This is a genomic window from Paenibacillus antibioticophila (assembly GCF_000455265.1).
GTDB classification, from domain to species: domain Bacteria; phylum Bacillota; class Bacilli; order Paenibacillales; family Paenibacillaceae; genus Fontibacillus; species Fontibacillus antibioticophila.
In genome coordinates this window covers 125,763-151,141 of sequence record NZ_HG005143.1, presented here as the reverse complement: position 1 = coordinate 151,141, position 25,379 = coordinate 125,763, and the positions used below count along the sequence as shown (strand labels likewise).

Annotated in this window: 19 protein-coding genes; 15 read left to right on the top strand and 4 right to left on the bottom strand. The window is 50.4% G+C overall.

What is annotated here, in order from left to right:
- The first annotated feature begins 118 nt into the window (after positions 1–118).
- Positions 119–2,584, top strand: a complete 2,466-nt coding sequence (locus TX85_RS23430) for a glycoside hydrolase family 31 protein (protein WP_049895204.1) — start codon at positions 119–121, stop codon at positions 2,582–2,584.
- A 16-nt stretch (positions 2,585–2,600) separates the two neighbouring features.
- Complete coding sequence (locus TX85_RS23425; protein ID WP_233500845.1) at positions 2,601–4,022, top strand: alpha-amylase family glycosyl hydrolase; 1,422 nt, start codon at positions 2,601–2,603, stop codon at positions 4,020–4,022.
- 56 nt (positions 4,023–4,078) lie between these two features.
- Here TX85_RS23425 and TX85_RS23420 read toward each other — a convergent pair whose 3' ends face one another.
- On the bottom strand, positions 4,079–4,270 hold the full coding sequence (locus TX85_RS23420; RefSeq protein ID WP_148444407.1) for a hypothetical protein: 192 nt from the start codon (positions 4,268–4,270) through the stop codon (positions 4,079–4,081).
- 247 nt (positions 4,271–4,517) lie between these two features.
- Between TX85_RS23420 and TX85_RS23415 the strand changes: the two genes are divergently transcribed.
- The 7 genes from TX85_RS23415 (at position 4,518) to thrS (ending at position 12,804) form a co-directional block, all read left to right on the top strand.
- Positions 4,518–5,468, top strand: coding sequence for a VanW family protein (locus TX85_RS23415; protein ID WP_044482326.1), 951 nt, complete (start codon positions 4,518–4,520; stop codon positions 5,466–5,468).
- A 41-nt stretch (positions 5,469–5,509) separates the two neighbouring features.
- Positions 5,510–6,331 (top strand): class I SAM-dependent methyltransferase, encoded by an 822-nt coding sequence (locus TX85_RS23410; protein ID WP_044482325.1) that lies wholly within the window; start codon positions 5,510–5,512, stop codon positions 6,329–6,331.
- A gap of 77 nt (positions 6,332–6,408) precedes the next feature.
- Positions 6,409–6,582 (top strand): hypothetical protein, encoded by a 174-nt coding sequence (locus tag TX85_RS27105; protein WP_187375193.1) that lies wholly within the window; start codon positions 6,409–6,411, stop codon positions 6,580–6,582.
- Positions 6,583–6,743: 161 nt separating this feature from the next.
- Positions 6,744–8,951, top strand: a complete 2,208-nt coding sequence (locus TX85_RS23405; RefSeq protein WP_044482465.1) for an ATP-dependent helicase — start codon at positions 6,744–6,746, stop codon at positions 8,949–8,951.
- A 216-nt stretch (positions 8,952–9,167) separates the two neighbouring features.
- Complete coding sequence (locus tag TX85_RS23400) at positions 9,168–10,424, top strand: hypothetical protein (RefSeq protein ID WP_044482324.1); 1,257 nt, start codon at positions 9,168–9,170, stop codon at positions 10,422–10,424.
- 80 nt (positions 10,425–10,504) lie between these two features.
- Complete coding sequence (locus TX85_RS26920; protein WP_158297371.1) at positions 10,505–10,651, top strand: hypothetical protein; 147 nt, start codon at positions 10,505–10,507, stop codon at positions 10,649–10,651.
- Positions 10,652–10,887: 236 nt separating this feature from the next.
- Positions 10,888–12,804: a threonine--tRNA ligase gene (thrS, locus tag TX85_RS23395; RefSeq protein ID WP_044482323.1), complete on the top strand. Its 1,917-nt coding sequence runs from the start codon at positions 10,888–10,890 to the stop codon at positions 12,802–12,804.
- A 137-nt stretch (positions 12,805–12,941) separates the two neighbouring features.
- On the opposite strand, the gene TX85_RS23390 is transcribed toward thrS, so the two are convergent.
- Entirely contained in the window at positions 12,942–13,442 is a 501-nt protein-coding gene (locus TX85_RS23390) for a GNAT family N-acetyltransferase (protein WP_044482322.1), read from the bottom strand.
- A 295-nt stretch (positions 13,443–13,737) separates the two neighbouring features.
- On the opposite strand from TX85_RS23390, the gene TX85_RS23385 reads away from it, so the two are divergent.
- From TX85_RS23385 to TX85_RS23365, 5 genes are all read left to right on the top strand, one after another.
- The gene (locus tag TX85_RS23385) at positions 13,738–15,495 is read left to right on the top strand and encodes a glycoside hydrolase family 35 protein (protein WP_044482321.1); all 1,758 of its coding nucleotides are present in this window, start codon (positions 13,738–13,740) and stop codon (positions 15,493–15,495) included.
- A gap of 253 nt (positions 15,496–15,748) precedes the next feature.
- A complete protein-coding gene (locus TX85_RS23380) occupies positions 15,749–17,515 on the top strand; it encodes an alpha-glycosidase (protein ID WP_044482320.1) in 1,767 nt (588 codons plus the stop codon).
- A 199-nt stretch (positions 17,516–17,714) separates the two neighbouring features.
- Positions 17,715–18,443: a ThuA domain-containing protein gene (locus TX85_RS23375; RefSeq protein ID WP_044482319.1), complete on the top strand. Its 729-nt coding sequence runs from the start codon at positions 17,715–17,717 to the stop codon at positions 18,441–18,443.
- A gap of 145 nt (positions 18,444–18,588) precedes the next feature.
- Positions 18,589–19,200 carry a TetR/AcrR family transcriptional regulator gene (locus TX85_RS23370; protein WP_044482318.1) on the top strand — a complete coding sequence of 204 codons (612 nt, stop codon included), beginning with the start codon at positions 18,589–18,591 and terminating at the stop codon, positions 19,198–19,200.
- Positions 19,201–19,228: 28 nt separating this feature from the next.
- Positions 19,229–20,461: an MFS transporter gene (locus TX85_RS23365; RefSeq protein ID WP_044482317.1), complete on the top strand. Its 1,233-nt coding sequence runs from the start codon at positions 19,229–19,231 to the stop codon at positions 20,459–20,461.
- A 72-nt stretch (positions 20,462–20,533) separates the two neighbouring features.
- Here the strand turns inward: TX85_RS23365 and TX85_RS23360 are convergent, their stop codons facing one another.
- On the bottom strand, positions 20,534–23,254 hold the full coding sequence (locus tag TX85_RS23360) for an S-layer homology domain-containing protein (RefSeq protein ID WP_044482316.1): 2,721 nt from the start codon (positions 23,252–23,254) through the stop codon (positions 20,534–20,536).
- Between the two features lie 392 nt (positions 23,255–23,646).
- On the opposite strand from TX85_RS23360, the gene TX85_RS23355 reads away from it, so the two are divergent.
- The gene (locus tag TX85_RS23355; protein WP_044482315.1) at positions 23,647–24,279 is read left to right on the top strand and encodes a TVP38/TMEM64 family protein; all 633 of its coding nucleotides are present in this window, start codon (positions 23,647–23,649) and stop codon (positions 24,277–24,279) included.
- A gap of 3 nt (positions 24,280–24,282) precedes the next feature.
- On the opposite strand, the gene TX85_RS23350 is transcribed toward TX85_RS23355, so the two are convergent.
- Complete coding sequence (locus TX85_RS23350) at positions 24,283–25,272, bottom strand: helix-turn-helix transcriptional regulator (RefSeq protein WP_044482314.1); 990 nt, start codon at positions 25,270–25,272, stop codon at positions 24,283–24,285.
- Between the last annotated feature and the right edge of the window lie 107 nt (positions 25,273–25,379).

The following is a 25,379-nucleotide window of genomic DNA, read 5'->3' as shown; positions in this document are numbered from 1 at the left end:
GTGCGGCTCTATTTTCTAATATTGATAAATGATTGAGATTTAGATAAAAGCAAGGGAGCATTTTACGTACTTGCCTATCATCAAATTTATAGCGTAATTGGCAGGAGGAAGCAGAGACATGCTGACAAGTGAAGCAATCAGTCCTGATAAGGTGCAGGCCGTTGGCCGAACGATCGGGTCTATGACCCTCGGCCCGGTTCAGTCTGTCCGAAGGCAGGAGCAGGACCTGATCATCAGCGCAGAAAACGGGAGTCTGGTGATCCGGATCCTTCCGCGCGGGATGATTCGGTTCAAGCTCTTTCCCGGAGCTGCCGGCGAGGATGCAGTTCTCTCGATGAAATCTACCGTTGCGGTTGTGCCGCAGGAGAATTCAGGGGGGACATTGCCGGAGGCGCGGCTTACGGAAGAGGGAGATAAGTATACATTTGCGACCAGCGAGGCGATTCTGTCTATCGGCAAGCAGGATGGCGGGATTTCGTTTATGAGCGGCAGCCGCCAATTCATTGCGGATCAGGCTCCGCTGGCATGGGATGAGAGCCAGGCTGTCACCGGACTGTTTACGGCTGGGAAATCGGCGCATTTCTACGGTCTTGGTGAAAAGACAGGGGCTCTCGATAAGAAGGGCGAGCGTTATGAAATGTGGAACAGCGATGTTTATGCTCCGCATGTTCCGGAGATCGAGGCATTATATCAATCCATTCCGCTGCTCGTCGTTCATGAGGAAGACTACACGTACGGTTTGTTCCTGGATAATCCGGGAAGAACGTTTTTTGATATGCGAAGCAACACGGACAGCTTTCTGATGCAGACCGAAACAGGGAGCATGGATTACTATTTCATTCCGGGACCGGATATGAAGGGCGTCGTCTCGCGCTATACATCCCTGACGGGACGGATGGAGCTGCCGCCGCACTGGGCGCTCGGGTATCATCAATCGCGCTATAGCTATATGTCGCAGGAGGAGGTGCTGGAGCTGGCCCGCACGTTCCGGGCGAAGCAGATTCCCTGTGATGCCATCTATCTCGACATTCACTATATGGAAGGATACCGGGTCTTTACCTTTGATCCGGAACGGTTCCCCGACCCCAAGGGGATGATTGCGGAGCTTAAGAAGCTGGGCATCCGGATCGTGCCGATTGTCGACCCCGGCGTGAAGCTGGACATGAACTACCCGGTGTTCAAGGAAGGGACAATGAACGGCTACTTCTGTCTGAAGCCGGATGGTCAGCCCTTCGTCGGGCCGGTCTGGCCGGGGATGAGCGTCTTCCCGGATTTTACGGAGGATCGCGCCTCGGAATGGTGGGGGGATTTGCACCGCTTCTACACAGAGATGGGTATCGAAGGAATCTGGAACGATATGAACGAGCCGGCGGTATTCAACCCGTCGATGACGATGGATCTGGATACGATGCACGGCAATAACGGGGAGCCTGTAAGCCACGGAGAGATTCATAATCTGTACGGACTGTTAATGTCCAAGGCAACCGCCGAAGGCATGAAGCGCAACCTGAACGGCCATCGACCGTTCGTGTTGACCCGGGCCGGTTATGCCGGGATTCAACGGTACGCCGCGGTATGGACAGGAGATAACCGCAGCTTCTGGGAGCATATGGCGATGTCCATACCGATGGTGCTTAACCTGGGGCTGTCGGGCGTGGCATTTGCCGGGCCCGACATCGGCGGCTTCGCTCACCATACGAGCGGGGAATTGCTTGTCCGCTGGACGCAGATGGGAGCCTTGTTCCCGTATTGCCGCAATCACAGCGAGCTTCGTTCGATCCGCCAGGAGCCGTGGTGCTTCGGCCCGGAGGTGGAGGAGATCTGCCGGGAGTATATCGGATTGAGATATCGCTTGCTGCCGCTGATCTATTCGGTGTTCCGGGAAGCGGCCGAAACCGGGCTTCCGGTCCTTCGCCCGCTGGTGCTGGAGTATCCGGAGGACCCGAATGTCACGAATCTGTGTGACCAGTTCCTGCTGGGTGAGCAATTGCTTGCTGCACCGGTATATCGTCCGGGGACGACCTGCCGGGCCGTTTATTTGCCGGCGGGAACCTGGATCGATTACTGGTCCGGTCAGCGGTACGAAGGCGGGCGGCATATTCTGGCGGAGGCTCCGCTCGAACGCCTGCCGCTCTACGTAAAGGCAGGAGCGATTGTGCCGCATCAGCCGGTCGTAGAGTCGACGGACCTTGAAGCGCAGAGGGAGTTGACGATTGATGTGTATTGCTCGGGGGACGAGTCGACAGGTCATTTTGAGCTGTATGAGGATGACGGGCTGACCCTGGATTATGAAGCTGGCGCTTACAGTCTGCGCCGCTTCCGGCTTCAGGAAGAGGCGAGCGTGATCAAGCTGCGCATCGATACGCTGCATTCCGGCTATGGGACCTCACTGGATACCTGGCGGCTGCGGTTCAAGCATTTGTCCTTCTTGCCGGGAGAAATCGCCGTAGGCGCAATTTCAGCGGACGGAGCCGTTGAAGCATCAAACAGCCCTGAAATTTATTACGACGAAGCCGAGCAGGAATTGACGTTATGGATATCCCGCCCGTCGTCAGACATGGAAATTCGGATTCACCAGAAATAACCGGGAGGTGAATGCTTTGAATAAACCGACGAAATGGCTCATTGTCGTTCCGCTCATGATTTCAATCCTGGGGCTCAGTGCCTGTGGAGGGACTTCCGGCGGAGACACAGGGGAAGGTGACAAGAAGCCGCAAGGAGAGAAGGAGCCGATATCCCGGTCTGCTCCGGTTCCGGAGTGGGCGGATCAAGCCGTGATGTATGAGGTCAATGTACGGCAATATACAAAGGAGGGGACGTTCCGCGCCTTCGCCGAGCATCTGCCCCGGCTCAAGGAGCTTGGCGTCGATATTCTTTGGCTGATGCCGATTCACCCGATCTCGGAAGTGAAGCGCAATGGCTCGCTGGGATCGTATTACGCCGTGCAAGACTATAAGGGAATTAACCCGGAATTCGGGGATGAAGAGGATTTCAGGGCGTTGGTGGAGCAGGCCCATGGCATGGGCTTCAAGGTCGTGCTGGATTGGGTCGCCAATCACACCGGATGGGATCATGAATGGCTGGGCAATCCCGGCTGGTACACGACCGATGAAGCAGGCAATGTCGTACAACCGCCGGGAACGAACTGGTCGGATGTGGCGGACCTGAACTTCGATAATTCCGAGATGAGGGCCGCCATGCTGGATGCCATGACATACTGGGTCGAGGAATTTGATATCGATGGATTCCGCTGTGATTATGCAAGCGGGGTGCCGACGGATTTCTGGGAAGAGGCCCGCAAGCAATTGGAGCAGATCAAACCGGTCTTTATGCTCGCTGAAGACGATCAGCAGATCAAGCTGCTTAGCTATGCCTTCAATGCCAATTACGGCTGGCAGTTCTACAATCTGATGAACAGCATTGCAAAGGAACAGGGACAGAGCCGTGTGGAGCAAGTGCTTCGCTATGGCGAACGGATAAGCACCGGCTATCCCAAGGGCACTTATCCGCTTCATTTTACCTCGAACCATGATGAGAACTCCTGGACCGGGACAGAATTTGAACGGCTGGGCGAGGCCGTTGAGCCGATGGCGGTTCTCACGTTCACTATGCCGGGGATGCCTCTGATCTATTCCGGGCAAGAGGCGGGACTGAACAAGCGACTGCAATTTTTTGAGAAGGATGAGATTGTCTGGGATAATCTGGCGATGCAGGATTTCTACCGGGAGTTAACGGAACTGAAGCATGCCCACCCAGCGCTGGGGAACGGGGATGCAGGAGGCAGCTTTGAGCGTCTTGACACCAGGGGAGATCCAGTACTGGCTTTTGCCAGGGAAAAGGAAGACAGCAAGGTGATCGTTGTGGCCAACCTATCGTCTGAAGCAGTCGAGGACAAGGTTCAGATAGGTTCCTTTGCCGGAGAATACAGATCTTTCAAGGATGGAGCCTCTGTAGCCTTAGCAGCTGAGCAGCATGTCACCTTGGAGCCTTGGGAATATCTTATTTATACTTCCTCTGAATAGTAGAATGAAATGGAACAGCCGCAGCCGCTCTGGGACAATTTTACGTTCCCGAGCGGCTATTCATGTGACCCAGCAATTTTAATGCCATATGTCACTTGTTTCGTCGTACGAGCCTCTCCCTCGGCAATTTTAATGCCATATGTCACTTGTTTCGTCGTACGAGCCTCTCCCCCGACAATTTTAATGCCATATGTCACTTGTTTTGTCGCAAGAGCCTCTCCCCCGGCAATTTTAATGCCAATAAGCACTTGATTGCTCGATTGAGCGAATAGCGGACCTCCCTCGTCCCTCTTATGTTGCTGTCTTCCGGCCAAATGGGGAACCGCTTGTGGTTGGCTGTGCTAATCATGTTGCAACCCACCCGTTACGGTGGGACAAAGCTCCAGTCTGTGTCTTTTGCTGCTTCATAGGTTGTATGTCTCCAAGGTGGTATGAGATATAGGGATTCAGGTCAAGCTAATCAAAAATTGGACTTGGATCGAAGGTGTATACACTTTGAAATGGATTGCAGCCACAGCGGTATCAACAATACTGGCGCTTCAGCCTGCAGTGCCGGACCATTTATCAATTAACTTCAAAGAACAGACGATAGCTAATGTGGAGAGACAGGAATATGAGCAGCCGGTCTGGCCCCTTGTGGATCAAGCCAAACTGGATTCGCTGATGAAAAGTCTTGTTCCCGTGGTGCACAAGCAGCCGGAGAACGCCCGATTCGGAAATTCCGGTGCGATTATTCCGGAGGTTATTGGCTATACGCTGGATGAAGAGCGTTTTGCTGAGCTTTTTTATGATTTTATGTATGGAGAAGGCTCGCCAGCGGTTGAGGTTCCTCGAAGGGCGCTTTATCCGCGGGTAGACAGTGAAATATTGGCTCCGCTGCGAGAAAAGGCGATCGGTTATTATGTGACTTATTATAATTCCCGGAATCAGAGCCGCTCCCATAATATCCATCTGGCGGCAAAGGCCATCGACAATACCGTTGTATTCCCCGGAGAGACGTTTTCCTTCAACGAAACGGTAGGAATCCGAACACGGGAGAAAGGTTATAAGCAGGCGCCGGTAATCGTACGAGGAGAATTATCCGAAGGCATTGGCGGCGGTATCTGCCAAGTCTCCTCCACTCTGTTTAATGCGATTGACCGTGCCGGATTACAGGTCGTCCATCGTTATTCGCACAGCAGGCACGTTCCTTATGTCCCTTCCGGACGGGATGCAACGGTCAGCTGGGGAGGTCCTGATTTTGCTTTTCGCAATCCGTATAATCAGCCTGTGTTGCTGCGGACATTCTCGGGTCAGGGCAGGGTCCAAATCACGGTGTATTCTTCGGAGATGATCGAATTCTATCCTCGGGAGGTTCCGGGTGTCTCCAAGCCGAAGCGCATGCCGGATGAAATCCGAATAGAAACCAATGCCGAGCCTGGCGACCAGCTTCAACCTCCTTCCTGAAATGGTATAATGATAACAATTCGGGAGAGGAGAAGCGGAAGATGAATATACCTGCGGGAAACAGACAAGAAAATGTGGAGAGATTCACCGGCTTTGCAGCCCTGTATGATCAGCATCGTCCAGAGGCGCCGAAGGCAGTTCTTGAGATTCTTGAAGGCTATTTGGGACGGAAGCCGCAGCTCGTTATGGATATCGGGTGTGGAACGGGTCTCTCGACCATGATCTGGAATGGACATGCGGAGCGTGTCATCGGAGTAGAACCTAATGACGGGATGAGAGAACAGGCGGAGGCCAAGCTGCGCAGCAGCGGTGCAGATGCAATTACCTTCGTCAAGGGATTTTCTAATCGGCTGGATACCGCGGACGAGTCGGTTGACCTGATCACCTGCTCCCAGTCGTTCCACTGGATGGAGCCGATCAGCACGTTGCAGGAAGTAAATCGGGTGCTGAAGCCAGGGGGTGTATTCGCTGCCTTTGATTGCGATTGGCCTCCTGTGATCGGGTGGCAGCTGGAGCAGGAGTATGTGCGGCTGATCGCAGCCGGGGATGAGCTTCTGCAGCGGCTTGAGGCGCCAGACAGCGGTGCGGTTAAGCGCGATAAAGAAAAGCATCTTGCGACCCTTCGGGAGAGCGGAGTATTTCGTTATACACGGGAAATTGTATTTCATCATCAGGAGGACTGCACTGCAGAGCGTTTTATCGGCTTGGCACTCAGCCAAGGCGGGTTGCAGACCGTGTTAAAGCTGCAGCCGGAGGCGCTTGCCCCGGCAATTGAAGCTTTTAGAAACCGTGTAGAGAAGGAATTCAGCGAAGGTAGCAGAACCATGCGATTTGGATATCGGATGCGGATTGGAATTAAATAAGAATTGGAAGAGAAATCCAATCCTACTGCATAGATTCCCCTGCTCATGGCAATGATGGAGCCAAGGGGGGTGATGGGATGGATATTACACTTGATGCAGATCAGGTTCTTGCCCGGATCAGACAGCTTCATTCAGAGGGGAACTCTGTGAACAAGAAGCAGGTAAAGCAGAAGGATCCCCAGTTAATGCGGAGCGCTTTATTCTACTTTCCCAGTTGGGAGCATGCCTTGAAAAATGCAGAAATTATGTAACACCAAGAACCACTCCTATAGCGGAAATTAACGAAATTTTGATCTAGCCAAGATTCGGAGACGAATTCTTGGTTTTTTTTATTTGGACCGGCAACGCCCCCAAGGCTGAAATCTGATATAATCCTATCTTGAATACCTGTGGGTAGAAAGGATAGACAATGATGACTACAGAAGCAGCCACAGATACGATCATTGATTTACCGTTGAACTATTTTGCATATATCCAGAATGAACTGGGCGTATCTTTGAACAAAATCCAGAAGCAGGCGGTCACCCAAACAGAGGGAGCCGTCCTGCTTCTTGCATCTCCAGGCTCGGGCAAGACGACCACATTGCTGATGCGAATCGGATATCTCGTACGTGAACTTGGAGTCCGCCCGTCCCGGATCAAGGCGGTGACTTTCAGCCGTGCCTCTGCGAATGAGATGAAGGAGCGGTTTGTCCGTTATTTTCCAGGCCAGCATGCTCAGGTGCAGTTCTCTACGATCCACAGCCTGTGCTTTGAGATTGTTCGGGAGCATTACCGGGATCAGCCGGATTCCTTCCGGATTATCGAAGGGAGCATGGATCAGGCTGGAGTCCGCTCCGCATCCCCGGATCAGCCGCCTTTATACAAGCAGGCCATCTTGCGGCATATCTATAAATCCATAAATGGAGAACCGCTGACAGACGACCAAATGGAGGAACTGACGACTTATATCAGCTATGTAAAGAATAAAATGCTATCCGAGGATCAATGGGGAGCTGTCAAGGTTAGTGTTGCTCAGGCGGAACGGGTCCTAAGAGAATATGAGCGCTTTAAGCGTACGAGCCATTCCTGTCTGCTTGTTGATTACGATGATATGCTCACGCTCGCTAACGATTTGCTGGATCATCATCCTGCGCTGCTTGCAGCTTATCAGGAAAGATACGACTATCTGCTGACAGACGAAAGTCAGGATACCTCGTTAGTGCAGCACGAGCTCATTTCCAAGCTGGTAAAGCGTCATGGCAATTTGTTCGTCGTGGCCGATGATGACCAGTCGATCTACGGCTGGCGCGGCGCAGAACCGGAATATCTGCTTCATTTCCGAGATTACTATCCTTCCGCCGAAGTGCTTTTCATGGAACAAAATTACCGGTCAGTCCCTGTTATCGTCAATACAGCCGATCGGTTTATCCGGCGCAATAAGCAGCGCTATGACAAGAAGATGTACACGGAAAATGAAGACGAGGGCACCATTCATATCCATACGGCCGCGGATTCAAGGGCACAGGCAGCCTATCTGGTGGAGGAGCTTCGCTCCTTGGACAGCGATCAGCTCGCGAGTTCGGCGATTCTGTATCGGAACAATGCTTCCTCCATTGCCATGGTTCATGCGTTGGACCAGGCAGCGATTCCGTTTTACATCAAGGATATGGATAATCGCTTCTTCTCCCATTGGGTCGTCGAGGATATTCTGAATTTCATGCGGATGACCTTTACGGACAAACGTGCAGACCTGCTCCACAAAATTCACTTGAAAATGAACGGGTACATCAGCAAGCAACAGATGGCAGCATTGCTGAGCATCGACAATCAGGAATCCGTGTTCGATAATTTACTCCGGCATGTTCCCTTAAAGGACTATCAAATCAAGCCGCTGGAAGCTGTCCGCGATACCTTGCGGGAGATGAAAGGGATGCCGCCGCTGCCGGCTATTCGGGTGATCCGTGAGAGACTCGGGTACGATAAGGGGCTGGACAAGCTGTGCGAGTGGCAAGGACACCGGAAGGATAACTTGAATGAGATTCTGGGCACCTTGGAGGAAATAGCCGGAACGCAGGAGTCGATGGAGGCCTTTGCGGCCAGGTTGAAGGAGCTGGAGGCAGCTTTAAAGACCTCTAAGAGACATCGGCAGGATCAACAGCTATTAACCCTTTCTACTTTTCATAGTGCGAAAGGTCTTGAATTCGAGAGAGTATACATGATTGATCTGATGGACGGCATGATTCCATCCTCCGAGGATATTAAAGCCTATTCATCCGGAGATGAGAGTCGGATGGAGGAGGCGGTTCGCTTATTTTATGTCGGCATGACCCGGGCGAAGCGACATCTTGAACTGATCTCCTGCCGGGAGCGGGGCGGAGAGAAGACGGGTGAGTCCCGCTTCGTCTCACATGTCCGCTCGCTGTTGCAGCCGGAGCAGGCAGCGTCATCGGCAGAAGGCAGCGTCAATTCGGCCGCCATCCGGCCTGGAGACAGTATAAAGCACCGCAGCTTCGGAACGGGCGAGGTGACCGGGGTGAATGGAGATCTGGTCGATATCCGGTTTGCACAGGAGCTTCGAACCTTGTCGCTCCGCGTCTGTCTTGAGATGGGGCTTTTAGAGGTGCTGAGTACGGAGTGAATGACTCGCATGTGATCTTTTATCCCCGGAAAGATGATGTCCCCATGGTAATATGAGGAATAAGAATCAGAAATTATCCGGGAGTGATAGGTATGAACCTAGCTATTGTTAAATCTTCATGCATAGCCTGACAGGGCCGGGAATGCATGAAGAGGATAGAAAAGGGGCCCTGATTCAGGCTTGATCCATCCAAAGAATAACTAAGGAGAGAGCTCAATGAATCTAACCCATCATTGCAAAGCCGCATTTTCGCAAAAAGACATTACCCCCGATTTTCCGGTTGAGTTGATTGGCGGCTATAGGGGAGACGGCCAAGCGAGAGGCATTCTGCATCGCCTAAGCGTACAGATCGTTCTGTTCGAGCTCGGACAGGAGCGCAGCTGTTTGATCGCGATAGACAGTCTTGGACTGACTGCGAAGCTATCGGATGAATTGCGTTCGTTAACAGCGAAAGCACTAGGCATTCCTGCAGCCAGGATAATGCTTAATTTCTCACATACCCATTCTGCTCCCGCTCCGTTATCACCGTTAAATGGACAGAGATATTTCACCCTGCTGTGCAGCAAGGTAGCTGAGGCGACCCGGGAAGCGCTGCTCCAGTTGCAGCCCTGCTTGATCGGTTGGTCGGTCACGTATTCGGAATTAGCCGAAAATCGGAGGGATGGATGCTCGCTTGCAGATAAGCGCCTCGGAGCGCTCCAAATCGTTAATGCGGCTAACGGCCGCCCGTTGGCCTTGGTTCTAAGGGTCGGTGCACATCCCAATATCCTGATGGAGCATACGGATATATCCAGCGATTATTTCGGGATGACCCGAGACAAGCTGTCGGATGAATTCGGTTGTCCGGTCATGCTGCTTCAAGGAGCGTCTGGAAATCTCAAGCCTAGAGGAGTAAACACGATTAACGGAGGTACGCTGCAGGATGTGGAGCGAATTTCCGACCTGATCCTGCAAGATGCTAAGCGGCTTCAATTTGAACCGAGCCAAGTGGAGCGCCTCTCCCTGTATAGCAGGAAGATCGAATTTCATTCTGACGTGCCCTCAGAGGAGCAGGCGCTGCAAATCGCCGATGAGGCGCGCGCTCGGTTTGGAATAGAGGGGGCGTCCTGGCTAGACGAGTGCGAAAGGCTTAGACAGGCTGGCATTGTGAGTCAAATCCAGGAGACGAGTGTCCAGTTCTTCTTCCTGAATGAAGGTTGCTTTTGCGGCTTGCCGGATGAGATTTTTTGTGAAATCTCGCTTGAAGCCTCTCTCAGAGTCGAGTCGCAGTTGCTGTTCCTTAATGGCTACACGAATGGCTGCGCAGGCTATCTGCCTCATCGCGAGGAGTGGGAAAAGGGAGGCTATGAAACGTTATACAGCTATCTGATGTATTATCCTTATCACGGTCATGTCCTGCCGTACCGGAAGGATACTGCCCAGCGTATCGTAGAGCTTGTTGTAGCGGAATGGCATCGCGAGGGGAACGGTTAAGTTAAATGTCGCTTGACTTCGGACGCATTGTTGGATTATTGTAGTACACAATATCAATAGTTCAGGCGATGACCGAAGACATGATTTCCGACATACGGGCTGCACAGAGAGAGGAGCACTGGCTGCAAGCTTCTCCGGCAACGATCGGCGATTACCCCTTTGGAGCTGTGGCGTTGAACCTGTTTGGTGTGAAGACTGTAATACTTCCGGCACCAGACGGCGAGTAAGCGTCACCGGTTGATCCCCGTTAACAGATACTGATGAGGGTCTTTGACTTCTGAATCCTCCTGCTTAGCTATGATTGGCTGAAGGGAAGAGATGAATTGCAGGTCAAGACCGAAGCAGGGTGGAACCACGAGTCGAATGCACTCGTCCCTAAGTGGACGAGTGCTTTTTTGCGTGCATTTGTCCCAAATAGCCAGGCGTTCAAATTCAATTATCGAAGAATGGAGGAAGGATGATCATGGTAATTCAAATCACATTGCCGGATGAGACTGTAAAGGAGGTGCAGCAAGGGACGACGATCCGGGAAATGGCAGGTCTGATCGGAACCGGATTAGCTAGGCAGGCCGTGGCTGGCAAGCTTGATGGCAGAATAGCCGACCTTGATCGTCCTCTTGTGGAGAACAGCCATTTGGAGATTTTGACTTTGGACAGCCGGGATGGACTGGACATCATGAGACATAGCTGTACCCACGTCATGGCGCAGGCAGTCAAACGGATCTTCGGAGAAGAAGCGGTCCGCTTGGGCATCGGTCCCGTTATTGAGGACGGGTTCTATTATGATATGGCGTTGCCGCGGCCGCTATCGACGGAGGATCTTGCTTCGATCGAGCGGGAAATGAATACAATTATTCAGGAGAACCTCCCGATTACCCGCAGAGAGGTTTCACGCGGGGAGGCCCTCGCATTATTTGAGCAGCAGGGCGAAAGATTCAAGGTAGAGCTTATTCATGATCTGCCGGAAGAGGAAGTGATCACGCTTTACGAGCAGGGTGAATTTGTTGATTTGTGCCGGGGTCCGCATGTGCCGACAACTGGGCGGATCAAGGCGTTCAAGCTAATGAGTGTTGCGGGAGCCTATTGGCGGGGGAACTCCGACAATGTGATGCTCCAGCGTATCTATGGCACTGCCTTTGCAAGTGCGGCTCAGTTGAAGGAGCATCTGCAATTTCTCGAGGAAGCAAAGCGCCGGGATCATCGCAAGCTTGGCAAAGAGCTGGAGCTGTTCATGTTCTCGGAGGAAGCTCCCGGCATGCCGTTCTATCTTCCAAAGGGAATGACGATCCGGACGATTCTTGAAGACTTTGCCCGTGAAATTCAGCGGCAGCGCGATTATGAAGAGGTTCGTACCCCGCTGATGATGAACAACCGGATTTGGGAGCAGTCGGGTCACTGGGATCACTATAAAGACAACATGTACTTTACTTGGGTGGATGAGACCAAGTATGCTCTGAAGCCGATGAATTGTCCGGGGCATATGCTGATTTATAAGAACAGTCTGCGCTCCTATCGCGAGCTGCCGATTCGGATTTCGGAATTCGGCCAGGTTCATCGGCACGAGATGTCCGGTGCTTTGGGAGGCATGATGCGGGTTCGCACCTTCTGTCAGGATGATGCCCATCTATTTGTACTGCCTGAGCAGATTGAAGAGGAGATTGGACAGATCATGGATCTGATCGACTATATGTACAGGGTTTTCGGCTTCGAGTACAAGATTGAGCTGTCTACCCGGCCAGAGGATTCCATGGGCTCGGAGGAGCTCTGGGAGCGGGCGGAATCCTCACTGCGCAGCGTGCTGGAGCGGCGGGGAATCGATTATGTGCTTAATGAGGGGGACGGGGCATTCTATGGCCCCAAGATTGATTTTCATATTCTCGACGCCTTGAAACGGAGCTGGCAATGCGGCACGATTCAACTGGACTTCCAGATGCCAGAGAAATTTGAGCTGAGCTATATCGGGGAGGATGGACTGAAGCATCGGCCGGTCGTCATTCACCGTGCTGTCTACGGCTCCATTGATCGCTTCATCGGCATGCTGACCGAGCATTATGCAGGAGCATTCCCGCTATGGCTGGCGCCCGTGCAAGTGAAGCTGCTCCCGGTATCCGATCAGGTGCTGGGATATGCGCTGGAGGTCAAACGGTCGCTGGCAGAAGTCGGCATACGGACCGAGCTGGATATCCGCCAGGAGAAGCTGGGCTATAAGATCCGTGAAGCTCAACTGGAGAAGGTGCCGTACATGCTCGTCATTGGCGATAAGGAAGCCGAGGCGGGAACCGTATCAGTAAGAAAGCGCGGGGAGGGCGATTTAGGGCTTATAGGGACCAGAGAGCTGATCGCGCGAATCATATCGGAAATCAAGCAGAAGCAGGTTTAAACCGATAAAAAGAGCCGCTGGAGACATGGCCTTGAATCGGCCTTACTCCGGCTGTGCTCCGGACAATTATGCAGGAGGGGCGCTCTCGCCAGCGTTAGCGCTCCCTCCTTCTATACTTCGCTGCAATCGCAATGCGGCTATACCTGGTTCTCTTCTAAAGAATATACATAATCTATGTGCTCGCCGATAAAATCCGCAGTATTCTGACTTTTCCTTCTCTGATACATTTTGAATCCAACACTTTCATACATTCGTTGAGCGGGGATCAGGTCATCATTGGTGGTTACAATGATTTTTTTAACCTCCTCTTGGAGGATTCGATTCATCGCTTCTTGAAGCTGCAGCTTGCCATAACCATGACCTTTGTGTTTTGAAAGAATGCAATTATGGCCAATTTCCGCGTATTCCGGCATGTTCCTCGGGTCCCAGACCACAAATCCGATGGGCTCATCGTCCAGTGTTGTGATAAATGCGCACTTATCTGCAATCTGTGAATGGTCAAAGAAAAAGTTATCACAATCCTGCCAATCGGAATGACAGCTTTGTTCGTATTTGCCATCAAATAAGTACGCATCTGTCAGTAATGCCAAAAGTGTTCCCCGCTTTAATTCGCTCACTTTTTTAAATTCAACGCTCATATACTAATCCTCCACCTCAATTTCATTTAATCATCCTTGAGTCACGGCAGTGAACTGTTGTAAACTATGCAGATCTTAAACGGGTGCTGACTTCCTATCAATATCATTTATTACAGTAGCATTTTTAATAAATCAAAGGATTTTACAATAGTAAAGCACTTACGCCTCTGATACGATATTAGATATGAACCTTTTTCTGGTTATCTCATGGTGCATTTTTCGGGGAGTCACTAGAGCATGTCTCAGATAATATAAGTTCCCGAGTTCATCAATATATTTAAAAGGAGCCAATGTCATGTCGAAACCTGACCGTTCGTTTACTGTTACAGACCAATTCTATTTGAATGGAGAACCGTTCAAGATTATTTCCGGGGCCATTCATTACTTTCGTGTCGTTCCGGAATATTGGCAGGATCGCCTTGAAAAGCTTAAAGCCTTGGGCTGCAATACGGTGGAAACCTATGTTCCATGGAATATGCACGAGTCAAGGGAAGGCGAGTATCATTTTTCGGGCATGTACGATGTCAGAAAGTTTATTCAAACGGCCGAAGAGCTCGGTTTGTATGTGATCTTGAGACCTTCTCCCTATATTTGCGCCGAATGGGAATTCGGCGGTCTGCCCTTCTGGCTGCTGCGGGACGGGGAGATGAAGCTGCGCTTTAGTTACCCTCCCTATTTAGAGAAAATCGATCGCTACTATCGGCGTTTGTTCGAGGAATTCAAGGATCTGCAAATCAGCGACGGCGGACCTATTATTCTGATGCAGGTTGAAAATGAGTACGGCTCCTACGGCAATGATAAAAATTATCTCTATTCTTTGATCGAATTATTGAGAAAGCATGGCGCAACGGTGCCTCTAGTTACCTCCGACGGCCCGTGGCACGATATGCTGGACAACGGTTCGGTCCAGGATGCAGCGCTGCCTACGATAAACTGCGGTTCGGGAACCAAGGAGTATTTTGCACGGCTAAGGGAGTTTCACGGCGAAGAACGGCCGCTTATGGTCATGGAGTTCTGGATCGGATGGTTTGATGCGTGGGGCGATAAAGAGCATCATACTCGCGATGCCGAGAGCGCCGCAGCGGAGCTGAGCGATATTTTGAGTGAGGGCAGCGTGAATATTTACATGTTCCATGGCGGAACCAACTTCGGCTTTACAAGCGGAGCTAATTATTATGACAAGCTGTCACCCGATACAACTTCATACGATTATGATGCGCTGTTGACAGAGTGGGGCGATATTACGCCAAAATATAAAGCCTTTCAGCAAGTGATTGCCCGTTTTACGGAATTGCCGAAGGTGAAATTTTCAACGGATATTCAAAAAAAGGCCTACGGTGAAATTCCCGTGAAGCAGAAGGTATCCCTATTTTCCGTGGCGGATCAACTGGCTGAACCGGTAAAATCTCCGTATCCATTAACGATGGAAGTGTTGAACCAGCCTTCCGGATATGTGTTGTATCAGGCGGATTTAGGAAAGCAAAGACGTGTCGAGGATTTTCGATTGATCCAATGCGCTGATCGGGCCCAAGTTTTTATCAACCAGAAGCATATATTCACCAAATACGATCTTGATATGGAAGAGAAAGAATCTTTTGATTTACCGGATCCGGAAAATGAACTAATGATACTGGTTGAAAATATGGGCAGAGTCAACTATTCCGTAAAGATGAACAGCCAATACAAAGGGATTAAGGGCGGGGTTATCGTCAACGGCGCTTTCCAAAGCGATTGGAAGCAATATGTGCTTTCACTTGATCATTTGGAGACATTGGACTTTACTCAAGGATACCTCAAAGGTACTCCGGCATTTTACCGGTTTGAACTGGAAATTGGGGAAAAGGGCGATACATTCCTGGACTTTACGGGATGGGGCAAAGGCGTGGCCTTCATAAACGGCTTTAATTTAGGACGGTTCTGGGAAGTTGGTCCGCAAAAAAGACTATACATTCCAGCTCCCTTGCTAAAGCTGGGCATGAATGAGGTCGTTTTATTTGAAACGGAAGGGAAAAACGGGGAAACCATCCGGTTTGAGGATTCAGCCGGTTATTGATCTGAAGATTATTAGGAGCGCTTCTGACAGAATGACTAATCTCCGTGCATTATGTGCTATAATAGGAGTTGCGTTTCCTTTGAATCGCGGCTATATTAAAACTATAAACATAAGGGCAATGCCTGACTTGTTCATCTGAAATCATCCATTGGATGTTGGATCGACGAGCACAACCCCGAATTCAAAGGGGGTGTGCTCGTCTTTTTGTTTTGTTCATCCAATACTGATTTTTATTTTTGAGGAGGAGATTAATTTGATTAAAGAAGCGATTTTTCACCGTCCCAAGAACAACTTTGCTTACGCCTACGACGCAAACACACTGCATATCCGCCTTCAGGCGAAAAAGGATGACCTGACCCGGGTCGAACTGATTCACGGCGATCCTTACCGCTGGGCGGAAGGGCGAATGCTTTCCGACAAGCTGCCGATGGTCAAATCGGCATCCGATGAGCTGTATGATTATTGGTTCATTGCCATTGAGCCGGAAAATAAGCGGTTTGTCTATCAGTTTGAGGTGAGTGATGACCGGGAAACCTGGGTGTTCGGAGAGATGGGATTTACGGCGGACGTCGAGCAGAACCGGTTCTTCCGCTTCCCGTATCTAAACGCGGTTGACGTATTTGATGCGCCGGCATGGGTAAAGGATACCGTATGGTATCAGATTTTTCCGGAGCGGTTCGCAAATGGCAATCCGGCGCGCAAGACCAACACGAATGCAGTATGGGGAGATGTGCCGGGGCCGGACAGCTTTTTCGGCGGAGATTTCGAAGGGATTCTGGAGCATCTGGATTATTTGAGCGATCTGGGAATTACGGGCATTTATATGACCCCTATTTTCGAAGCGTCGACCAACCATAAATATGACACGATTGATTATATGAAGCTGGACCCTCAGTTTGGCGACGAGGAGACATTCCGCAAGCTGGTAAAGGCCTGCCATGACCGGGGAATCCGCGTTATGCTGGACGCGGTGTTCAACCACGCAGGATACGGTTTCGGACCGTTCCAGGATGTGCTGAAGCACGGGGCCGCGTCCCGCTATGCGGACTGGTTCCACATGCTAAGCTATGGCAATGGGGAAGAGGCGCCCCGATATGAGACCTTTGCGTTTACGCCCTACATGCCCAAGCTGAACACCAGCCATCCGGAAGTTAAGGAGTATCTGCTCGGCGTTGCCAAGCATTGGATCGAGGAATTTGATATCGACGGCTGGAGACTGGACGTGGCCAATGAGGTGGACCACCATTTCTGGCGTGAATTCCGCAATGCGGTTCGCAGCGTCAAGAACGATGTCTACATGGTAGCCGAAATCTGGAATGACGCTATGCCTTGGCTGCAAGGGGATCAATTCGATTCGGTCATGAACTATCCTTTCGGCGAGGCAGTCATTGACTTTATTGCCAAGGACAAAATTGAGGCAACACGTTTCGCCAGCCTGGTAACCAGCCACTTGCAGCTCTATCCTGAAAATGTGAGCAGAGTGCTGTTCAATTTGCTCGGCAGCCATGATACGCCGCGTATCCTCACGGTATGCGGGGACGACCTGAACAAGCTGAAGCTGGCGTTCCTGTTGCTCTATACGTATCCGGGAAGTCCATGCATCTATTACGGAGATGAGATTGGCCTGACGGGAGACGGGGATGATTTTGCTTATTATCGGGCATGTATGGAATGGGAGCCTGATAAGCAGAATCAGGAGCTGCTTGCCTTTGTGAAGCGCCTGATTGTGATCCGCAAGGCTTCGCCGGCATTGACGGATAACGCCCGTATGGAATTTCTGAAGACTGACGATGCTAAAGGCTTGGTCATCTATCGCCGCAGCTCGGGGGATGAGGAGATTCTGGTCGCCCTGAATAAGGGGGATCAGCCCGCCGAATTTGAGCTGCCAGCTTCATGGAGCGGGAAAACGGTAGTCGACCTGTGGACAGGACAACAGGCAGAGCCGGATAAGGGGCCGCAATCCACAGGCTTTAAGCTGAGCGGACAGCAATTCCGAATTCTCGGCCTGGGGATAAAGTGATTTTCCGCGGATTTGTACACATTACCCACAATACTGTTGTGGACAGCCTTTGAATAAGTGGATAACTTGGGATAATTTCTGTATAACTTTGTGGATAACATAACAGGATAACAAGCAACATGACAATCCCCGTTTTTAGTCGTAGAATCATTCATAGAATAGGTAAGGTAAGGGATTTATTACTGCAGGGGGCTGGGCCATGTCTTCAATTAAAGTAACGGTATGGAACGAATTTCAGCATGAAAAAAATAATGAGCGTGTCAAAGCAATCTATCCGGAAGGAATCCACGCGACGATCGCATCGTTCCTGAATGCAGAGGAAGGAATATCGGCGCGGACGGCCGTGCTCGACGAGCCGGAGCATGGGCTGACAGAAGCAGTGCTCCGAGAGACGGATGTTCTGATTTGGTGGGGACATGTCGCTCATGAGGATGTAGCAGATGAGATCGTGGAGAGAGTTCGGCAGCGTGTTCTGGAGGGAATGGGGCTGATTGTGCTTCACTCAGGACATGCTTCGAAGATTTTCCGCGCTCTGATGGGAACCAATACCGGCTCGCTGAAGTGGCGGGATGACGGCGAGAAGGAACGGGTTTGGGTCATTGAGTCAGCCCATCCGATTGCCGCCGGACTGGGAGAATACTTCGAGATTCCGAAGGAAGAGATGTATGGAGAGCGCTTTGAAATCCCGGCTCCAGATGAGCTGGTATTCATCTCCTGGTTCGAGGGAGGCGAAGTGTTCCGAAGCGGCTGCTGCTATAAGCGGGGGCTGGGCAAAGTATTCTACTTCAGACCCGGACATGAGACCTTCCCGGTCTATCATCAAGCCGAGGTGCAGCGCGTGATCATGAATGGCGTTCGCTGGGCGGTCAAGGGCGAAGGAGCCAAGGTAACTTATGGACGGGTTGCTCCTTTGGAGCCAGTCCGTTAATGACAATTTTAAGGGGAGCGCGTAATGGTTGCGCTCTCTTTTTTTCTCTCATAAATAGGCTCTTGTAAAGAATAATTTTATCTGTTAAGATACAGAACGAACGTTCAGTATGTATGGTCTGATCGTGGGATTGGAGCGGTGAAGTGTGAATAAGAAGCAGTTGCAAAGCGAACAGACGAGGAAGCGAATTGTGGATGCCGCCCGTATGCTGTTTGCTCAAAAGGGCTATAAAGCCACTTCTATCGAAGACATTATTGCGGCAACCGGAACGAGTAAAGGCAACCTCTATTATCATTTTAAAAGCAAAGAGGGTTTGTTTCTGTATCTACTTGATGAGTGGGATCGAGAATGGGAGGAGAAATGGGAGGCGAGGGAGTCCCAGTTCAAGACCAGCTCGGAGAAGCTTTTTGGACTTGCGGAGGTTCTGGTGCATGATGATTTGAATCATCCGCTTACCAAGGCGGCAGATGAATTTTTCAATGAAGAGAAGACCAGCGAGATTGAAGAACGTATTACCGGGATGGTGGACAGACACCTGGAGTGGAACCGCCGGTTGATCCAGGAAGGAATTGACCGCGGAGAGTATCGTGCGGAGCAGGCGGATGAATATGCCGTTGTCCTTGAAAGTCTGCTATTCGGTCTGAGTCACATGTCGCGCAATCGTAAGCCTGAGGCGGTGCTCGAATTATATCATCGGGCGATGAAAGTTTTTTTATACGGAATTTCTGCAGGAACCACCTCCCACACACCGGGCTGATTGGTTTACAGAATCGAGGAGGATTTTTATGTCATTATTATTAAGAAACAGGGGTACGATGCTCCTGCTGATGTTGAATATTTTTTTAGTATTCACAGGAATTGGTCTGGTTGTTCCGATTATGCCGACGTATATGAATGAGCTTCACATTACAGGGAGTACGGTTGGTCTGCTGGTCGCTGCCTTTTCCCTGACTCAATTACTGTTCTCCCCCTATGCCGGCAGATTATCCGACTCCCTCGGGCGCAAGAAAATCATTGTTGCCGGTATGATCGTATTCGCGCTCTCGGAATGGATATTCGGGATTGCCGTTTCACCGGTATTGCTCTTCCTGGCAAGAATGCTGGGAGGCGTGGGGGCCGCTTTGATTATGCCAGCCGTTATGGCATATGCCGCTGATGTAACCACCAATGAGGAACGAGCCAAGGGCATGGGGCTGATCAATGCAGCGATTACGACAGGCTTTATTATTGGACCGGGAATCGGGGGCTATCTGGCGGAATTCGGCATTCGCGTGCCGTTCTTTGCAGCTGCGGTTGCCGGGGCTGTCGCGGCAGTCATTACTCTATTTATTTTGCCGGAATCCCGTACAGCAGAACAACGGGCGTCTGCCGGAGCAGTTGTGGCCAAGAAGCAGAGCCTGCTGACTCAACTGCTGAACTCGGGCAAGGAGCGCTACTTCTTCAACTTGATTATTGTCTTTGTGCTGGCATTCGGATTAGCCAACTATGAGACGGTATTCGGATTGTTCGTGGATCATAAGTTTGGATTTACGCCAACAGATATTGCCTTCATTATTACCTTCGGGTCAATTGCGGGCGCGGTAGTGCAGTTGACGATCTTCGGATGGATCCTGAATCGGTTTGGCGAAAGACGGGTGATCGCGATCTGTCTGCTCATTGCCGGCTTGTTCGTTACACTGACTCTGTTCGTATCCAGCTACTGGCTGATCGTTGCCGTTACCTTTATTGTATTTCTCTCGATCGATATTCTTCGTCCGGCGGTTGGTACCCAATTATCCAAAATGGCCGGCGATCAGCAAGGGTATGTCGCAGGCCTCAACTCGGCCTATACGAGCTTGGGGAATATTGCGGGACCGATCGTCGCAGGGGCCTTGTTTGACCTTGATGTCAATTATCCGTACGTGGCGGCTGCCATTGTATTGATCCTCTGCTTCGTGCTCTCCCTAAGAGCGAAATCGTTGCAGGGAATACAAGTGCCGCTGGATGCGCCGAAGAAAGTAGAGCAGGCTAATCTGTAAATTAAAGAGGCTCTTTCCGGGAACCGAATGGTTGCCGAGAAGAGCCTCTTGTTGTTTGGTGAGAGTTATTGCTTATAAGGAATCATTGATCAGCTTGGAGGCAAGAAGAAGATTCCTTACAGCCGTTGCCGCTTCCGCGAAGGAAAGAGTTCCCTTCGGAGCGAGGGTGGTTAAGGTACGTCCGTTGAAAATGTCCGCACTGACTGTCTTTTTCACAGATGCATATGCCCAACCGGCTACCTGGTCTGCATCTTTAAACGCAGACATTTGCGTACCGTTGCCCTCTTGCAGCTGGATGACATCCATCGCCCGGGCATACATGGTCATTGCTTCTTCCCTGCTAATGTTCCCGTTCGGACGGAAGGTTCCATCCGGGTATCCGGTAATAATCCCATATGCGGTTGCAATTGTAGCTGCATCAGCCAGGTCTCCCGCTTCCGTTACATCACTGTAGAGGCGGGTATTTGCTACATCTGTGCGGAATAAGCCCAGCGCCTTAGTGATATATTCGGCGAATTCTCCCCTTGTAATCGCATCGTCCGGGGTAAAGGTTTCCGGATTTTTAACGACCAGACGGGATGCCATATCATTAACCGCGGTTTTGGACCAATGCTTCTCGACAGATTCAACTTCTAACGGATTCCAAATGACCGCATAGGCGGAATTGGTCATGGAATTGAGCTTGGCATAGTATAAAATATTTTGTTTGAAAACTTCGGTTGGTATATGGGAAAAGGTGCCGTCTTTATTGAACACAATCCCCGTCGTAATTTTGTTAGGGTCGATGGTGGAGGGAATCTCCATGACTCTTTGAACATATTGTGCAAATTTGTTCAGGGATACCTCTTTAACCTCTCCGGAGTCCAACGTTACCGTTGCAACAATATCGAATTCTGTTGGAATGGAAAGAAGCTGCTGCCCATTTCTGCTTGCCTGGCCTTGCATCCGTTCAATAATCGATGCATCGGCCTTGTTTATTTTCAAATCAATAGAGTAGCTCTTGATGTTGCCGCCGTTCATGCCAAGACCATGCATGACTGCTGTGGCGGAAATTTCTTCAGCTGGAATGATATACTTCACATTTCCTGCGTTCACGGAGAGATCGAATTGATGTTTCGTCATATTGTCTACAATATCTCCGTCCAAAATCAAGCTTAAGCGGTCAGGATCCTCTGAAGACACGAGGACCTCGACGATATGTTCGCCGGTAACGCCGGTCTCCTTCTCGTTATTCAGAACCTCTTCAATCTTTGCAGCGATTGCATCGGAATTCAGCAGGACTTCCACGGATTTCACTCCGTTTTGTACGGTTGCCGTTTCCTTGCCGGCCTCTTTTCTTTCTCCATTAACGAGAACAATTGTCCCTTTATTTTGATCTTGGGAACCGGTTGAGCTTCCCGGTAATCGCGGAGTTGTAGTTGAACCCGAACCGGGGCTCGAGCCGGAATCCGTATTTCCCGGGTCCGTATTGGATGAGGAATTCAATACAATCGTGTAAGTAAATACAGTTACTCCATCCTCCGCCGTCACAATCAGAGTATCGCCGGTTTTGACAGGATCGGAAAGTCCGTCGGTGTTCCAGGTTTGATGCTCTTCACCTTTGGTCAAGCCAGCCAGCAATTGTTCCTTTGTTGTACCGGAGGGGATTCCGGTAATCTTACCTTCACTTGGCCCGCTCGTGCTTACTTGATAAGTGTCGGAAGTTACGGTAGCGATGTTGCTTAGACTCGCTGAGGTTTTGAGGCTCAAGGTATAAGTCACGACGGTAACTCCATCTTGAGCTGTGACGATTAGGGTATCGCCAGTTTCAATTGGATCGGACAGATCGTCCGTGTTCCAGGTCTGGTGCTCTTCGTCTTTGCTTAAGCCAGCCAGCAAGGCTTCTTTTGTTGTGCCTGCGGGGATGCCTGTAATGGCTTCCTGGCTTGTCCCGTTCTTGCTAACGGTATAAGTATCCGAGGTGACTGTGGCAACATCACTAAGAACCGGAGTTTCTTCACCGATTCCGCCGGTCGTTGCCTTGCTTGGCTTCAAAGTGGAGAGGAATAGGCCTGTGTCGTAGGCACCATCGGTTGTATCAGCAATAACAATTTTTATAGTGTGTTCTGTTCGCGTACTGTCCAGTAGAGCGTTAATTTTTTTAGGCATGGAAATACCGTCATATTCAATGTTAAGTCCATTGTTAGGCAACATTTCAGCTTCACTTACTACTTTAAGAGGAATGTCCCCAGCAAATTTTGCGTAATTGACCCCATCAACAATGATCGCCGCTCCATCAACGACATCATTCAAATATTCGGGGTATTCGTCAGAACCGAACATGAACGCCATTTGAATGGCGGGGTAACCTTCAGGTACAGTGAACGTAAACTCTAGGGAAAAGGCATCTTTTGAATTGGATACTCCTGCAAAAGCTTCTACGTCTGCATCACCACTCAAAGAAAGGTCTATTCCATAATTATTCATTGTATTGCTCTCCGGAGGGGTTCCATCCCCAGTAGTGACAAGAATCCCGGCTGGCAAGGAATAGGAGACCCCATCCATTGAACCCAGGTCAAGACTAGAATAGGTGGAGGCGGCCGTCAAGCTTCCTTTAAAATCGGGAGCCCCTATGATCGTAATCCCGGCATCTGGCGCAATTAATGCATTAACGAGTTCCGCAGCCGACGTTGCTTCCTTAAAGGTTCCAGCTGCATGAGCGGAAGGAACCCAAGGAATAGGCATGACTGAAAAAAGAAGAACTGAGGAGGATAGTAGTGCGGCAAGTATTTTTGACTTTGCTCTTTTGGTCATTGGTGGGCTCCTTTTATCAATTCATATGTATATATAAAGATCAATATGAAATTATTGATCGGAATTTTCAAAGATATATCATTCGACAAAATTGGAATAAAAAGGAATCATAAATAGGGCGTAAGTATCATTCGCGTTAATATATATCGTCATTTTATGTCGAAATTTTAGAGAATACAATATAAAGTGTGATATTTTTATCATTCATTGAGTGAAAATCGATAGGATTAATAGGGGGAGAGTAGTAGCAGAACTAAATACTGTGAGGTTAAAATATAAATTGTAATGCGGCGGAAATTTCATTTCCTTCCCAACTTTGTTGATATTGCTGGCTGGGAACACAGGATTTCTATAGTATAATTGTGTGACCCTGTGCAGAGAGGTGTGAAGCGATGTTAGGCACAGAACTTGGCCTGATGGATTATTTTACGGAACAGCAACTGGAAGCCTTTCTTGAATCCTTCAGATCCTTGGGCCCGCTCCCGGGGATTCTGTTAACTTTTATGAAGTCTTTTATTCCTCCGCTGCCGACGCTAGTGATTGTCGGTGCGAATGCCGCGATCTACGGAATGTGGGCCGGCTTTTTGTATTCGTGGATCGGCCTGGTGTCAGGCTGCCTGATTACATTTCTGTTCTTCCGCTGGGCGGCGGGGACGCCATATATGCAGCGGTGGGCTAATAAGCCAAAGGTTCGGAAGCTGATGAACTGGGCGCAAAAGAACGGATTTAATTTCGTCTTTCTTCTCAGCATGCTGCCTGTTGGGCCGTTCGTGCTGGTGAATATGGCGGCGGGGCTGACTCGAATGCAGATAACGTCCTTTGCAGTGGCAGTTGCGCTTGGCAAGGCCGTTATGGTCTTTTGTGTTTCGTATATCGGAACGAATATGACCGATTTTATGGAGCAGCCGCTGAAGCTGGCGGGGGTTGTCCTCTTTATTGGCGCTTCCATCTGGATGAATCGTAGATTGCAGGCCTATTTTGCAGCATCTGCACCTCTTGCCCCGGATACCGAGATCGAGATTTAATCTTTATTTATCGTTGTATAGCTCCTCTATTGCCTTGGCTTCAGCCTGCACCGCTTCGGCGAGCTCCTGCGGGCTGATGACCCTGGCTTCTCTGCCGCACCCAAGCAGCAGTTCGCGGGCTGATTCCAGCGTGTCGAACTGGATTTCCGCGGTGACCCAACCTTCCATCTGTTCCTGTAATGAGAAAGTTTGAATTACTTTGACATAGCGGTTCCTGCTCAAGCGGGTCAACCGCTGTTTAGTGATGCAAATACAGGCGGGAAAGGAGGGAAGACTGGCCTTAAACTCGGTGGTGGATCGTTCCCAGTATTGGGCCAATGAAAAGTTCTCCGGCCGCTCAAAGCCCTCTTCCAATCGTTGCACATCGAGAATACGGGAGATGCGGAAGCTGCGCATGGTATCGTCATTGGTGGCTTTTTCCTGTCCATCCATTGCAACGAGATACCACACACTCCCCTTGGCGACCAGACCAATCGGCTGGACAATTCGTTCATTGACGCTTCCGTCGGTCTTTCTATAGCTCATTTCGATCTTTCGCTGTGTCCAAATGGCCTCTTGAAGCTGGCTTAAATAGGGAAAACGCTCCTCTTGCGTGTGCCAGGGAGCTCCATCGATATGGATCCGCTCCTGCAGGGTATCTATATATTGCTTTAAAGGAGCGGGAGAAGAAGCCACAATTTTCTGATAGGCCGCTTCCTGATGTGTCTTCAGGATGCCAAGGTCATGAAGCAGCTTGCTCTGACTATTGACCAGTAAGGCGAGGAGCTCTTCTTTGCCCAGCCCGGTCAAGGTTGTCCGGTAAGACTCCGTGAGCCGCCAGCCCCCCAGAGGGCCTCGCTCGGCATAGATGGGAATGCCTGCAGCGCTTAAGGCATCCATATCCCGGGTGATCGTTCTTTCCGACACCTCCAGCTTGGCTGCCAGTGCCCGGGTGGTCAATTTTCCGCCATTCTGGAGAAGCAGCATAATACTTAGCAGACGGTCAGCACGCATGTCTATATCCCCTTTCGATCATCTCACTTGCATTTTATCATTCTTTATAAGACATAGGATGTCTTATTTACAGGATAAACTGAGGATCAGGAACAATAATCTTATTT

Excerpts from the sequence above, each read along its gene's own strand:
- TX85_RS23430 (WP_049895204.1), top strand. The coding sequence starts at position 119 with ATGCTGACAAGTGAAGCAATCAGTCCTGATAAGGTGCAGGCCGTTGGC.
- TX85_RS23410 (WP_044482325.1), top strand. The coding sequence starts at position 5,510 with ATGAATATACCTGCGGGAAACAGACAAGAAAATGTGGAGAGATTCACC.
- TX85_RS27105 (WP_187375193.1), top strand. The coding sequence starts at position 6,409 with ATGGATATTACACTTGATGCAGATCAGGTTCTTGCCCGGATCAGACAG.
- TX85_RS23405 (WP_044482465.1), top strand. The coding sequence starts at position 6,744 with ATGACTACAGAAGCAGCCACAGATACGATCATTGATTTACCGTTGAAC.
- TX85_RS23400 (WP_044482324.1), top strand. The coding sequence starts at position 9,168 with ATGAATCTAACCCATCATTGCAAAGCCGCATTTTCGCAAAAAGACATT.
- TX85_RS26920 (WP_158297371.1), top strand. The coding sequence starts at position 10,505 with ATGATTTCCGACATACGGGCTGCACAGAGAGAGGAGCACTGGCTGCAA.
- thrS (WP_044482323.1), top strand. The coding sequence starts at position 10,888 with ATGGTAATTCAAATCACATTGCCGGATGAGACTGTAAAGGAGGTGCAG.
- TX85_RS23390 (WP_044482322.1), bottom strand. The coding sequence starts at position 13,442 with ATGAGCGTTGAATTTAAAAAAGTGAGCGAATTAAAGCGGGGAACACTT.
- TX85_RS23385 (WP_044482321.1), top strand. The coding sequence starts at position 13,738 with ATGTCGAAACCTGACCGTTCGTTTACTGTTACAGACCAATTCTATTTG.
- TX85_RS23375 (WP_044482319.1), top strand. The coding sequence starts at position 17,715 with ATGTCTTCAATTAAAGTAACGGTATGGAACGAATTTCAGCATGAAAAA.
- TX85_RS23365 (WP_044482317.1), top strand. The coding sequence starts at position 19,229 with ATGTCATTATTATTAAGAAACAGGGGTACGATGCTCCTGCTGATGTTG.
- TX85_RS23360 (WP_044482316.1), bottom strand. The coding sequence starts at position 23,254 with ATGACCAAAAGAGCAAAGTCAAAAATACTTGCCGCACTACTATCCTCC.
- TX85_RS23355 (WP_044482315.1), top strand. The coding sequence starts at position 23,647 with ATGTTAGGCACAGAACTTGGCCTGATGGATTATTTTACGGAACAGCAA.
- TX85_RS23350 (WP_044482314.1), bottom strand. The coding sequence starts at position 25,272 with ATGCGTGCTGACCGTCTGCTAAGTATTATGCTGCTTCTCCAGAATGGC.